This is a genomic window from Erythrobacter sp. S227, assembly GCF_057364925.1.
Window position 1 is genome coordinate 43952 of record NZ_CP200280.1, and the last position, 13021, is coordinate 56972.

General features: G+C 57.5%; 10 protein-coding genes and 1 other RNA gene. 6 read left to right on the forward strand and 5 right to left on the reverse strand.

All coding sequences use genetic code 11. The annotated features are described in order from the left end of the window. The first annotated feature begins 5 nt into the window (after nt 1-5). The gene (locus tag AC0V6Q_RS00220) at nt 6-557 is read left to right on the forward strand and encodes a hypothetical protein (RefSeq protein ID WP_486166438.1); all 552 of its coding nucleotides are present in this window, start codon (nt 6-8) and stop codon (nt 555-557) included. A 3-nt stretch (nt 558-560) separates the two neighbouring features. Here the strand turns inward: AC0V6Q_RS00220 and rpoH are convergent, their stop codons facing one another. Both rpoH and AC0V6Q_RS00230 read right to left on the reverse strand, forming a co-directional pair. Then, nucleotides 561-1460: an RNA polymerase sigma factor RpoH gene (gene rpoH, locus AC0V6Q_RS00225; RefSeq protein ID WP_486166439.1), complete on the reverse strand. Its 900-nt coding sequence runs from the start codon at nt 1458-1460 to the stop codon at nt 561-563. A gap of 114 nt (nt 1461-1574) precedes the next feature. After that, the gene (locus AC0V6Q_RS00230) at nt 1575-2528 is read right to left on the reverse strand and encodes an RluA family pseudouridine synthase (RefSeq protein WP_486166440.1); all 954 of its coding nucleotides are present in this window, start codon (nt 2526-2528) and stop codon (nt 1575-1577) included. Nucleotides 2529-2545: 17 nt separating this feature from the next. Here AC0V6Q_RS00230 and AC0V6Q_RS00235 point away from each other — a divergent pair, with 17 nt between their 5' ends. From AC0V6Q_RS00235 to rnpB, 5 genes are all read left to right on the forward strand, one after another. Then, on the forward strand, nt 2546-2941 hold the full coding sequence (locus tag AC0V6Q_RS00235; RefSeq protein WP_486166441.1) for a M67 family metallopeptidase: 396 nt from the start codon (nt 2546-2548) through the stop codon (nt 2939-2941). A gap of 139 nt (nt 2942-3080) precedes the next feature. Beyond that, nucleotides 3081-3734 (forward strand): histidine phosphotransferase family protein, encoded by a 654-nt coding sequence (locus tag AC0V6Q_RS00240; protein WP_486166442.1) that lies wholly within the window; start codon nt 3081-3083, stop codon nt 3732-3734. Between the two features lie 5 nt (nt 3735-3739). Then, nucleotides 3740-4483, forward strand: a complete 744-nt coding sequence (locus AC0V6Q_RS00245; protein WP_486169210.1) for an N-acetylmuramoyl-L-alanine amidase — start codon at nt 3740-3742, stop codon at nt 4481-4483. A 40-nt stretch (nt 4484-4523) separates the two neighbouring features. Further along, nucleotides 4524-6470 (forward strand): alkyl/aryl-sulfatase, encoded by a 1947-nt coding sequence (locus AC0V6Q_RS00250; protein ID WP_486166443.1) that lies wholly within the window; start codon nt 4524-4526, stop codon nt 6468-6470. A gap of 51 nt (nt 6471-6521) precedes the next feature. Next, nucleotides 6522-6923, forward strand: an RNA gene (gene rnpB, locus AC0V6Q_RS00255) — RNase P RNA component class A. Nucleotides 6924-7040: 117 nt separating this feature from the next. Here rnpB and AC0V6Q_RS00260 read toward each other — a convergent pair. From AC0V6Q_RS00260 to AC0V6Q_RS00270, 3 genes are all read right to left on the reverse strand, one after another. After that, complete coding sequence (locus tag AC0V6Q_RS00260) at nt 7041-10556, reverse strand: autotransporter domain-containing protein (protein WP_486166444.1); 3516 nt, start codon at nt 10554-10556, stop codon at nt 7041-7043. Nucleotides 10557-10716: 160 nt separating this feature from the next. Continuing rightward, complete coding sequence (locus AC0V6Q_RS00265) at nt 10717-12027, reverse strand: UDP-glucose dehydrogenase family protein (RefSeq protein ID WP_486166445.1); 1311 nt, start codon at nt 12025-12027, stop codon at nt 10717-10719. An 89-nt stretch (nt 12028-12116) separates the two neighbouring features. After that, nucleotides 12117-12923: a metallophosphoesterase family protein gene (locus AC0V6Q_RS00270; RefSeq protein ID WP_486166446.1), complete on the reverse strand. Its 807-nt coding sequence runs from the start codon at nt 12921-12923 to the stop codon at nt 12117-12119. Between the last annotated feature and the right edge of the window lie 98 nt (nt 12924-13021).

Below are 13021 nucleotides of genomic sequence, written 5' to 3' on the forward strand. Positions count from 1 at the left end.
GTTTTGTGCCTGAAATTCCGGTAAAGGGGGATATTCCGGATACGATTGCCAGTCTGGACGAGCACGCCCACTTCTGGGCTGAACACAATGTGCGAAAATTCCAGATGGCGCTTGAGATTGAGCGCGAGCACGGCTTTGCCATCTGCGACACTGATCCGATGAAGATCCATTTTTCATGGTGCATGGAGCGGGCAGGCTTTCATTGGCCCGACAAGTTTGCGCACGCGCAGGTTTTTGTCCGTGAAGCCATCTCGAAGGGCAGGCTGGGTTTTGCGGACCTATATCTGGTCAAGCGGATCGAGCCTTCTGTGGCCCGGGCGCAAAAAGAAGGCGACCCGACCCGAAGGCGCGGTAATTTCGAGCAGCATCTCGCCCTTCAACCGGATTTGATAGCTTGGTTCAGCGCTGTGTCTGAAGTTTTGCCGGGTAGGATCCGTTGGGAATTTCCGGAAAAGGACGAACTGCTGGCCGAGATCAAACGCAAAGCGCCGGAGGAGCCCCCCCGGCGCTTCGATGTTTCTGTTTTTGACGCGCTGTTGAAAGCGCTGCCTCGATAAGGCTTACGCCACTCCGGGCATCAGGCGGTCGCCAGCGATACGCTGCATTGCTTTTTGCAGCTTTTCAAAGGCGCGCACTTCGATCTGGCGGATACGCTCACGGCTTACGTCGTATACCTGTGAGAGCTCTTCCAATGTTTGTGGGCTTTCCGTCAGGCGGCGTTCGGTCAGGATGTGCTGCTCACGCTCGTTCAGGCTATCCATTGCCTCGACCAGCATTTCGTGGCGCACGTTGGCTTCTTCAGCATCGGCAACCGTCTCGTCCTGAAGCGGACGATCATCGGTCAGCCAATCCTGCCATTCACCGGCACCCTCTTCACCATTGCGCATCGGTGTGTTGAGCGAGCCATCGCCGCCCATCATCATCCGGCGGTTCATATTGACGACTTCCTGCTCCGGCACGCCCAGATCGGTCGCGATTTTGGTCACGTCCTCAGGGTGCAGATCGGAATCGTCATAGGCTTCGAGTTGCTTCTTCATCCGGCGAAGGTTGAAGAACAGCTTTTTCTGAGCCGCGGTGGTGCCCATTTTGACAAGGCTCCACGAACGCAGGATGTATTCCTGAATGCTCGCCTTGATCCACCACATCGCATAAGTCGCGAGGCGGAAGCCGCGATCGGGTTCGAATTTCTTGACGCCCTGCATCAGGCCCACGTTCCCTTCGGAAATCAGGTCCGAGACGGGCAGGCCATAACCGCGATAGCCCATAGCGATTTTCGCAACGAGACGAAGGTGCGACGAAACCAGCTGTGAGGCGGCCTCCGGATCTTCGTGTTCGGCGTAACGCTTTGCGAGCATATATTCCTGCTCGGCGGTCAACACGGGGTATTTTTTGATTTCCGACAGATAGCGGTTGAGGCTTTGCTCGCCGCTGAGTGCCGGAACTTTTGCTTTAGTGCTCACGTAATTTCCAACCTTTCTTGCGTCGACCTCGACTTTTCGGACCCCTGATGGGCATCCGGAGTTACGGGCCACTTGGTTACATATATGCGAGTTTCTCTCGTTTTGCAGTGCATTTCATCGATAAGAACGGCCAAGTTCGTCGATTAGTTCCCTCATATCGGGCGGTAAATCCGCAGAAAACCTTAGTTCTTGCCCCAAAACGGGATGGTGGAAACCCAATTCAGCCGCATGAAGCGCCTGCCGTGCGAATCCCAGCTCGGTAAGGAGCGGTTTGAGGGCTTTCGGCGTTTTACCGTAGAGTTGGTCTCCCAATAACGCATGGCCGATTGATGCACAGTGAACGCGCACCTGATGCGTTCGGCCGGTTTCCAAACGGCACTCGATCAATGAACTCGATGAGAGCCTCTGAAGCGTCTTATAATGGGTAATGGCGTGTTTCCCGCGAGAGGAATTCTTGTCCAGCACAGCCATTTTCTTTCGGTTGTGGTCCGAGCGGCCCAATCTCTCGTCTATTGTGCCCGATGAAGGGGTAGGGTGCCCGGCGCAGACCGCCAAATAGCGGCGGTGAACCGAATGCTCGGCAAATTGCGCGGCAAGGCTTTCGTGCGCGGCATCGGATTTGGCCACTACCAGCAGGCCAGAGGTGTCCTTGTCGATCCTGTGCACAATGCCTGGGCGTGCGACACCGCCAATGCCAGAAAGGCTCCCGTCACAGTGATGGAGAAGCGCGTTCACCAAAGTCCCGTCGGGATTGCCGGCAGCCGGATGCACCACCATGCCAGCAGGTTTGTTGACGATGATGAGGTGTTTGTCCTCAAACGTCACTTCAAGCGGAATGTCTTGGGGACGTGCCCGTGCCTCGACCGCGGCGGGGATCGATATGCTGAAGGCCGCACCCGCAGCCGCTTTGGCGCTGGCAGAGGTTTCAGGCTTGCCGTCGACTTCCACCAAGCCTTCCCCAATCAAAGCCTGCACACGGGCACGCGACAAATCGGTTGCCTCTGCCAGAGCCTTGTCGAGCCGGGCAGATATTGTGATGGTGCCTTTGATGACTTCCTTGTCGGACATGACTAAACCCATGGGCGATGGCTATCGAAGTGACAAGAGACGTGCTCGAAGCGTTACGCGATGCCGCGCTGCGCGCTGACCCACGCGAGGCCTGCGGCATATTGTTGGGTGAGGGGGCGCGCATCACGCAATTTGTGGAGGCCCGCAATGTGCACCATGCGCCGCATACGCATTTCGAACTGGACCCCCAAACCTTGATTGATGCGCACCGTGCCGCGCGGTCCGGCGGGCCCGAATTGCTCGGGTATTTTCATTCCCATCCCAAAGGCGCGGCCAAACCCTCGGTCACGGATCAGGAGATGGCGCCGGGCGATAGAATGATCTGGGCGATTGCAGGCGAAGGCGCGATTGCGTTCTGGCGAGAACTTCCTGAAGGGTTCCAGCCGCTTTCCTTCGCGGAGGTAGGCGGGTAATCTCCCCTTCATGCAGAGCGCACCCGTCCATTTTTTGAGCCGCTTTGGTGGAACTTTCGCACCCGCCTGTGGCCGAAGATGTTTTTTGGCCTTAGACAGTGTGCCAAGAATGCCAAACTTTTCACGTACAAGGGCCTAAATGACTTCACAAACCGATCTCGCCGCGCTTTTGTGTTCGCGCCTGTGCCATGACCTTTTGTCGCCTGTGGGCGCTTTATCCAACGGGATCGAGCTTCTGGCTGACGAAACCGATCCGGAGATGCAGAAACGCTGTGTGGAGCTGCTTGAACAAAGCGCCAAGACCAGCACAGACAAGCTCAAATTCTTCCGGCTTGCCTTTGGCGCAGCAGGCGGATTTGGCGAATATGTGCCTGTCGAAGAAGCGCAGGAAGTGATTGGATCATTGGCTGCCGATGCAAAACGCGTTGAGCTCAATTGGGCGATTTCCGATGCCAAGCTGCCCAAAGCAGCGATCAAGGTTATGCTCAACCTCTCGCAAATCGCATTGGATGCATTGGTGCGGGGCGGCACGCTGGACATCGGGGCGGAACGGACCGGCGGAAATGTCGAAATCGTCGCGCGCGCAACTGCGGAAAAGCTGGCCTTTGATGAAACCATCGGACAGGCCTTGCAGGGCGAACTGCCCGACGATGAGATCACAAGCCGCACGGCAGCCGCTCACATGATCGCCTTGCTGGCGAGGGACATGGGCGGCGGGTTGCAGTTCGCAATGGCCGACGGCGCGCTTGTCCTGGGCGCGGTTCTGCCAGAGCCTGAGGGTATGATCGGGTGAGCGAAATGCGAGACGGTGATTGGCGCGATATGGAGGTGAGCGAACTTGTTCACCGCGTTGTACCATCTCCCAATTGCAACGATCGCCAGCTGCCGATCACCATGCTGGTGATCCATTACACTGAGATGAAGCCGGTCGAGACCGCGCTTGAGCGGCTGACTGACCCGGAAGCGGGGGTGAGCGCGCATTACCTCATCACCGAGGAAGGCGAGGTGATCCAGCTTGTAAGCGAGGCGAAGCGCGCCTGGCATGCGGGCGCGTCTTATTGGCGCGGGATCAAGGATGTGAATTCGGCGAGTATCGGGATCGAGCTTGATCACCCGGGCCATGACCCTGTGAATGGTGGGTATCGCGGTTTCAAAGAAAGCCAGTTCAAAGCGCTGGTCCCGCTGGTTGCTCGCATCGTCAAAGACTATGATATTGCCCGCGCCAATGTGGTCGGCCACTCCGACGTAGCGCCCATGCGCAAAGTGGACCCGGGCGAGCTTTTCCCGTGGGAGCGCTTGTCGGAATATGGCCTGTGCCTGCCTACGCCTGCAAAGTTTGAGGCTGCTGATCCGTTCGACAATGACGGGGCTTTTCTCCTCGCTTTGGAGCGGTTTGGCTATGATATCACAGAAGGTATCAAGGCGATTGAAGCGTTTGAGCGGCGTTGGCGGCCGGAACGGATCGAGGGCCGGCCGGATGCGCAATTGGGGGCCATCTTGTGGCAATTGCTGCTTGAAAGAGATCAGGGACTGACACGCTAGCTCAAAAAGGGCAGCAACAAACGGGAACGAGGGGATATTGATGAGACACTTAGCGGCGACGGCATCCGTGCTGGCACTTCTTGCATTGGCCGGAAACGCTCCTCCACCCCAAGGCGCTGCAAGCGAGCAAACAGTGGTTCACAATGCCGCTGTCGCAAGCGAACTCCCGCTCGCTGACACTGCCGATTTCGAGAATGCCCGGCGCGGCCTTTTGGCCCAGCTCGAAGGCGATATTCTTAATGAAGATGGCAGCGTTGCGTGGAGCATTCCCGACTTCGATTTCCTCAACGCTGAGGCTCCCGATACCGTGAACCCGTCGCTCTGGCGGCAAAGCCGGCTGACCGCAATTCACGGCCTGTTCGAGGTTGTGCCCGGTATCTATCAGATCCGCGGCTATGACCTGTCGGTGATGACCCTGATCGCGGGGGAAAGCGGCTGGATCGTGATCGATCCGCTCTTGACCCCGGCACCTGCAAAAGCGGGCCTTGCACTGGCCAATGCTACCTTGGGAGAGCGTCCGGTTGTCGCCGTGCTCTACACCCACAGCCATGCCGACCACTTTGGCGGCGTGCTGGGCGTGACATCACGCGAGGCCTTGGCCGCAGGCGAGGTCGAGATTATCGCTCCGGCTGGCTTCACCGCCGAAACAGTGGGCGAAAGCGTGCTTGCAGGCGCGGCTATGGGTCGCCGCGCACAATATCAGTTTGGCGCAAACCTTCCGGTCAATTCGCAAGGCGTAGTGGGCGTTGGGCTTGGGCCGAAGCTTTCGACCGGGCCTATTGGCTTGCTTCCACCTACGCGTGAGCTTGGGGTGGAGAGCCAAACTCTCGAGATTGACGGCGTGATGTTCGAGTTCCTCGATGCTGGTGGCACAGAAGCACCATCGGAATTCGTGTTCTACCTGCCGCAATATAACGCGCTCCACACCGCCGAGGTCGCTACGCGCAATTTTCACAATATTCTCACCCCGCGCGGCGCTCTGGTGCGTGACAGCCTCAAGTGGAGCCGCACAATCGACGATATTTTGGTGCAGTTTGGTGCCAAGTCATCAGTTATGCTGGCCTCGCACCATTGGCCGATCTGGGGCAATGACAATGTCCGAGAGGCGCTGCGCAATCAGCGTGACACATACAGGTTCACCCACGATCAGACCCTGCGTCTTGCCAATCAGGGGGCGACCATGGACGAGATCGCCAACGCCATTGGCGAGCCTGACTTTGCCGCGAGCGATTTTGGAACGCGCGGCTATTACGGCACATATGAACACAATTCGCGCGCCGTTTATCAACGCTATTTCGGTTGGTGGAATGCGGTTCCGGCGGATTATGATCCGCTGCCAAAGGCTGAGGAAGCGGTTAGGTGGGTCGAAGCGCTTGGCGGAGCTGAGGCAGCTCTAGGCAAGGGGCAGGCCGCGTTTGAGGCAGGCGAATACCGTTGGGGCGCACGCCTTTTGCAGACGCTGGTGTTTGCAGAGCCCGAGAACGAAGCGGCCCGGCAATGGCTAGCAGCGACGTATGAGCAATTGGGTTACCAGTCTGAAGGCGGGACCTGGCGCAATATCTATCTGTCTGCGGCTGACGAGCTTCGTGTCCCGCGCGAGAACGCTGATATCACCACTGCCACTGCCGGGGTGCTTGCCGCTGTACCAACGCTCGACCTGTTTGATGCGCTTGCCACTCGGTTCAATCCGGCCAAGATGCAAGGAGAGCCTGCTGTCCTTCAATTCGCCTTCCCCGACACCGGGGAAAGCATCACCGTCGATATGCGCCGCAGCGTGATGTATCCGCGCTCTGGCACGGCCGAAGGACCCGCAGCCGCGCTCACCATTGATCGCAGCGACTTCAACCTCCTGCTTGCGCAAGAGGTCGATATCCAGTCCTTGCTCGCAAGTGGAGCAGCAACGATCGAAGGCAATCCTCTGGCGCTTCTGGGCTTGTTCCAATCACTGGATCAGCCCGATCCACAGTTTGATATCGTCACGCCCTAGCGCGTCTTTGGACTTTCCTAGACATGCGCGGTCCTGTAGGGCGCGTGGCATCAGGGGGCTGAGGCAGCCGCGTGTGCCTTTTGGTATGCGAGGAAAGTCCGGGCTCCACGAAACAAGGGTGGCGGGTAACGCCCGCCGAGCGTTGGCTTTCGGGTCAGCGTTTAGGGAAAGTGCCACAGAGAGCAGGTCGCCGATGGGTTTAAGGACCACAGGCAACAGTGAAAGGGTGCGGTAAGAGCGCACCGGGGGTCTGGTAACAGGCTCCGCACGGCAAACCCCACCCGGAGCAAGGCCAAATAGGGGTCTCGCGCGCGCTTTTCGGAGCGGGCAGGGGTGTTTCGCCCCGTGAAGACCCGGGTTGGCTGCTTGAGCGCACTTGGCAACAGGTCGCCCAGATGAATGGTTGCCGCCCCATTGGGGACACAGAACCCGGCTTATGACGCCCCCTGATATTGTTAGCGCGCCGGAAACGGATGTCCGGTCCATTCCCGAAAACAAAAGCAAAACGCCGGGCCTTACCAAGTGGCAAGGCCCGGCGCTTGTTAGAGCCGAAAAAGCTCTAGTGTAGGCTTAGAAGCGCCAGCTCAGTGAAGCCTGCGCCTGGTCGTTCGAGAGAACGCCGCGGCCCATGTCCGAGGTGACAGAGACAGAAGCCGAGAAGTTGTTACCCAGCATCATTTCTGCGCCTGCGTTCACGCTCACCCATTGTGGGTCGAGTGAGTTTGAAAGCTCGAACGGCGTGTCTGCAGCACCGAAGAAGTGTGCAACCACTGTGTCCTCAGTGTCAGCCAGTTCGCGGGCATAAGCCACCGAACCGAAGGCACGAAGCGAGCCCTTCTCGGATGCCATGATGTCAACGCTAGCCATCGCACCAACCTTCGCACCAAGCGAGGTGAAGGTACGGTCAGCAACGGAGAGACCAAATGCACCAGCGCCGGTTTCATCATAGCCACCGATACGGTTGCTGAGATAGTCGAGGCTGGCCACTGGGCCAACTTCGAGGCCCCGGGCAAGGTCGAAAGCGTAGCCAAGGCGAACACCGCCGAAGACCTGATCGCCATCGGATTGGCCGATGGAGCTGTCGAAGGCGTTCAAGAACTCGCCAGATGACTGACGGGTCGAGCCCAGACGTTGGTCGGCAGTACCGGCGTAACCATCAGCGAAGAGACCACCGTCGCTATACGTCGCGTAGATTGCGACAGAGCGGCTGATGTCTTCTTGCGGTTGGTTACCGGCAAGCGCCAGCTGGCTGTTGCGGATGTTGGACACCGCTACACCGAAGCTGAAGCCTTCCGAGACACGCAGATCCGCACCAACGGTGATTTCACCGGCCTGGTTCAGAGACAGTTGTTCGAAAGCATTCGCGCCGATTTCACCGGTGCTGACACCATTGACACCAAAGGCACCAAATCCTGCGGTACCGTTGCCGGTTACGCCCTGCTGAACCTGTCCACCGTTGAGGTAGATGCCGGAAGCGGTGCCGAACGTGCCGACTTTGCCGATCTCCGTAGGTGCACCACCAGCAATCGCGAAGCTCGCATTGCCAGCAGCGGTAAAGCCACCAGCAGCCCGCGATCCATTACGCAGCGCAAGAGTGCGCTGGGCAATCTGACCTGTGAAACGGTGCGAGAACGAGTTTGCAGTGAAGGTCTGGTTGAGCGCGCTCACTGGCGAGATCGCAGTCAATGTGCCTCCGAGCGTGTCGAAGCTTGCCGCATCAACGAAGTCGAACAGACCCGCAAACTCGGCAAAGCGTGATGCACGAAGGCTATCCAGCGCACCGCCCAGCGATTCCATTTGGGTTCCGCGACCAAGCGAGCGAAGGCTGCGAGCGGTGATCTCAACAATCACTTCATTGCCTTCTACACGGCTCTCAGCCTGCAGAGTTGCAGAATTGCTGAGGAGCAGAGTGCCATCGAACGAACCGTCGATCGCGCCAGCGGTCAGAGCAGTATACTCTGTGCCGAAGCGAGGGCGGCGGTCGTTTGTGCTAACCAGAAGCGTACCACCAAGGAACGCGGTTCCCGTGATGTCATAGACATCTGAAGTAACCGCACCGCGGCGACCACGGCTGAAGTCTGACCAAGTGAAGCCGGCAGACGTTTGGAGGAAATCACCATTGATGGTCATGTCTCCAAATGCACCAGCACCACCTGCGTTCAGAAGGCCATTGGCGTTAAGCAGGGCATTGGTGTTGATCGTACCACCGCTACCGGCAAGCTCACCGCTAACGAGGAAGTAGAACGGTGTGTTCACCGTGCCATCGACTTCAACCAAGCCACCGAATTGCTCGATGTCCTGAATGAGGGTCAACGCAAATGGCGAGTCCACGAACAGTTCAGCGTCTGATGCGTTAACAACCAGCTTGTCGATCTCTACGTCGAGATCAACAGTGGTGCGTCCTGCATTGTTCAGGTGAACTTCGAAGTACTGAGCCGGGTTCGCGAATGCGACGCCGATAGTACCGTCGGTGTTCTGAGGAACAAAGCCGGTCGAACCTGGGCCGAGCAGAGCTGAGCTTTCAGGAACGCTCGTATCGATGCCTTCGAAGCCAGGAGTGATATCGGTTGGGAAACCGGAGATATCCTGACCCAAGATCGAACCGAAGTTCCCGTCAGATGCAGTGATGCCTGGCTCGTTTCCGACTGGAATGCCATTGACGATGTCGCCATTTGCATCCTGGATGAAGAAGCCCGGATCGAGATCCTGCGTCCAGTGTGTTGCATCCGACCAGTTACCATCGCCTGCATTCGCAGAGACATACTTGTAGGACGTGTTCTCGGTGATGAATTCGAAGAACGGATAGAGCGGGTTGTAGAAGCTCACGTCTGAGTAAGTGCCGCCGAGGCCGAAGAAATCGAACCCACCAGAAAGGACGCCGATTGCAAGCGGGAAGCCCGCAAGCTGATCTGCGACCAAAGGTGAACCCGAATCGCCTGGACCCGTACCTGCTTCACCCGGAAGCGCGTCGCCATCGAAGAAGTCGATCGCAAGCACGTCATCAAGTGTGCCACAGCTGATGTTGGAACCGGTGAAGTCACAGCCTGCTTGCTGCTCCGGTGTACGGTCTGGGTTGTCGAAATCGGTCCAGTAGTAGTTCTGGCTCTCGAACCCGAGCGTCTGCGTTGCAGGAGCGAAGTCCGGGAATACGCCATCAATGAAGTCACTGGTGCTGCCCAGAAGGCCAAGCATGTTTTCACCGACACGGCGAAGGAAGCGGCTTCCCGCATTCGTGCCACCGGTGAGGCCGGTGCCGTTCGTGCCGTAACCGACTTGAAGAACGTGCGTTACTTCGGAGAGCGGTGTAAGCAGGATCGACAAAGACGGCACGTCAGTGATCGGCGCATCGACTGCGATCAAGGCAACGTCGGCCCATGGGAAACCGAGGCCGATGTTATCAGGATTGCCAGTCGGGTGGATGATGACATCGGTGCTCGACGCAACGCCGCCATCAGCATAACCTGCACCGCTACCGATGTAGGTAAAGATACGGTCGGCGCTGCTCTGACCCGTCGCAACCAGAACCGTGGTCGCTGCGCCAGAGCCCGGAAGGCCGTAGCTTTCAGATGAAATCGTCGCAATCGGACCATCGCTGCCGTTGAGGCAGTGTGCGGCGGTCAGGATCGTACGCGGGTTGATCACGCTGCCTGTGCAGTTGAAGAACACGCCGCCATCAGAGTTGCGCTGTTGGAACAGGTGCACTGCGTACGGAGCTACGTTGTCCGGATCGCCAAAATCGACACCCACGTCGTCGCGAACGAGGAGTCTCTGGTCTGGATCAACGATCGAACCGATAAAGCCACCATCGGTGCGCGATGTACGGAAATCGGCAATCGTTGCTACGTCTGGTTGGAATTCAAACGCATCGATACCTTGGAAGGTGTTCAGCGGCGAAACCGCTGCACGAAGATCCGCGGTGTCTGTGTCAGCCTCATTATCCGCTTCCAGACGGAATGAGACTTCATCGGTTGGGCCGTCGCCGCCTGCAGTTGCTGCGTCGCCGCCGGAGGCGTGAGCAGGTGCAGTGGCTAGAGCTCCAGCAAGAGCCATGCAGCCCGCGCTAGAGAGTAGGATACGATTTTTCATGTATTGCCCCTTTGCATAGGTGTTTCCCCTGCGAGGGAGGCTACATAGCTAGGGGATGATTCCCAAGTTAAAATTTACACAAAATTTACTTTTGCACCGGCTTATTTTGGGACTCTATGCTTAACGCAAAGGTTTAAAAAATATCATTGCGCGCAGGCGCTTATTCGCGCCCGATACTTGCGTAGGTGAATCCGCGCGAACGCACGTCTTCTGGCGAATAGATGTTTCTCAGATCCACTAGCACCGGTGCATTGGCCAAATCCGCGACTCGGGTAAGGTCGAGCGCGCGAAACGCGTCCCACTCGGTCACGATGACGGTGGCATCTGCGCCTTCGATTGCCTCATAGGGATCAGCGCACATTTTGACGTCGGGCATCAGCGGCTGGGCAAGCTCCATACCTTCCGGATCATAAGCCGAAACTTCGACGCCTGCATCGGTCAGCGTTTGTGCCACCGCGATAGCAGGGGAATCGCGCATATCGTCTGTGTTGGGTTTGAAGGTCAGGCCCAGAAGCGCCGCCTTTTTGCCGCGTGCAGCGTCTGCTCCGCCCAATGCGTCCAGGACTTTGCGGCCCATGGCCCGTTTGCGGCTTTCATTGACCTTGACCACAGCTTCGACAATTCGCGTCGGGCTGTCGTAATCCTCGGCCGTTTTAAGAAGGGCAAGGGTGTCTTTGGGAAAGCATGATCCGCCGTAGCCGGGCCCTGCGTGCAGGAATTTTGCGCCAATGCGGTTGTCCATGCCGATGCCGCGGCTGACATCCTGAACATTGGCTCCCACTTTCTCGCACAGATCGGCCATTTCGTTGATGAAAGTGATCTTGGTCGCGAGAAATGCATTGGCCGCGTATTTGATAAGCTCGCTTGTGCGGCGCGAGGTGAAGAGGATGGGCGACTCGTTCAGGAACAGCGGGCGGTAAACCTCGCTCATAATGTCGCGGCCAAAATCGTCCTCTGCACCGATGACGATGCGGTCGGGGCGTTTGAAGTCGCCAATCGCGGCACCTTCGCGCAGGAACTCAGGGTTGGAGACAACGGCAAAGCGGTGCTTTGTTCCGCTGTCTGCCAAAATGCGTTCGACTTCGTCACCTGTACCAACCGGCACAGTTGATTTGGTGACGATCACCGCGTCGTTTGAAAGGCTTTCGCCAATTTCTTCGGCTACGGCATAAACGAAGGAGAGGTCGGCATGGCCATCACCGCGGCGGCTGGGTGTGCCGACAGCGATGAAGATAGCGGATGCGTCTTTAATACCTTCGGCGAGCGAAGTCGTAAAAGACAGGCGGCCAGACTTCACATTGGTTTCAACCAAAGCATCAAGTCCGGGCTCATAGATCGGCATGATGCCGTCATGCAGGCGATCAATCTTGCTTTGATCTTTGTCGATGCAGACCACGTCATGGCCAAAATCGGCAAAACACGCACCAGAGACGAGCCCCACATAGCCCGAACCCACCATTGCAATTTTCATCGTCTATGTCCCTTGGGTCAAAACGTCATTCAGGTTCATCGAGCGACGCCTTTTGGGCCGCACAATTCCGGCGAAACGATATGGCAGTGTTATTGCCCGCGTTCCCCGTGAAAAATCTCTACCGGATCGTCACCGTTTTGGATCGTTTGAATGATCCTGCGCTGGTCGCCTTCCAGTACGAGCGCGCTAAGCACACCTGAACGAAAAGCGCCAGTGTCAATCCCGATCCGATTGCCGCAATCCATCACCTTGTTAAAGATTGTGTGACCATGCACGACCACCTTGTCCAAGGGGCCCTCATGGCTGAGAAAACGGTCGCGGATCCACAGAAGGTCGGCGCGCTTCTGTTCCTCGATCGGGAGCGCAGGGTCGATCCCTGCATGGACGAACATATAGTCGCCTGCCACAATATACTCCTCAAAGGAGGCGATATAGTCGCGCTCTCTTTGCGGGATCAGCTTTGGCAAAGATGCAAACAGCTCTTCCAATGTCATTGCATTGAATTGCTTTTTCGTCATGCCGTAGGACAGCACTGTCTCGCGCCCGCCGTGCTTTAAAAAGTGGCGCAGGATTTCAGGCTTCTTGAACGCATCGAGCATCATCTGCTCGTGATTGCCTGCAAGTACGCGCACTTTGCGTTGGCTCTGCCAGTTGCGGGCAAGCGCTACCACACCTGCGCTGTCCGGGCCGCGGTCAACAAGATCGCCCAGCAATATGACCTGCGTGTCTGCACTGCCGCGCGACGCATCGTCGTCTTCAATCGCTGCAACCATCGCTTCAAACAGATCAAGGCGACCATGAATGTCGCCGATCAGATAATAGCGTTCACCCTCTGGCACCGAAGGCATCGGCGCGGCAGGGCGAGGTTTGAAAATGGAGCGGATCGCGTCGAACATATCTTTGACTTATTGCCCTTTTTTGACGGGCGTGGATGAATGGAAGCGGAGCTAGGGGGGCGGTCTTGGTTGGTCTTTTGATCGAAAACTTTGGGTTC

What these genes read in the sequence shown, in the direction of transcription:
- AC0V6Q_RS00250 (WP_486166443.1), top strand. Translation starts at nt 4,524, where the DNA reads ATGAGACACTTAGCGGCGACGGCATCCGTGCTGGCACTTCTTGCATTG.
- AC0V6Q_RS00270 (WP_486166446.1), bottom strand. Translation starts at nt 12,923, where the DNA reads ATGTTCGACGCGATCCGCTCCATTTTCAAACCTCGCCCTGCCGCGCCG.
- AC0V6Q_RS00230 (WP_486166440.1), bottom strand. Translation starts at nt 2,528, where the DNA reads ATGTCCGACAAGGAAGTCATCAAAGGCACCATCACAATATCTGCCCGG.
- AC0V6Q_RS00235 (WP_486166441.1), top strand. Translation starts at nt 2,546, where the DNA reads ATGGCTATCGAAGTGACAAGAGACGTGCTCGAAGCGTTACGCGATGCC.
- AC0V6Q_RS00240 (WP_486166442.1), top strand. Translation starts at nt 3,081, where the DNA reads ATGACTTCACAAACCGATCTCGCCGCGCTTTTGTGTTCGCGCCTGTGC.
- AC0V6Q_RS00245 (WP_486169210.1), top strand. Translation starts at nt 3,740, where the DNA reads ATGCGAGACGGTGATTGGCGCGATATGGAGGTGAGCGAACTTGTTCAC.
- AC0V6Q_RS00265 (WP_486166445.1), bottom strand. Translation starts at nt 12,027, where the DNA reads ATGAAAATTGCAATGGTGGGTTCGGGCTATGTGGGGCTCGTCTCTGGT.
- AC0V6Q_RS00260 (WP_486166444.1), bottom strand. Translation starts at nt 10,556, where the DNA reads ATGAAAAATCGTATCCTACTCTCTAGCGCGGGCTGCATGGCTCTTGCT.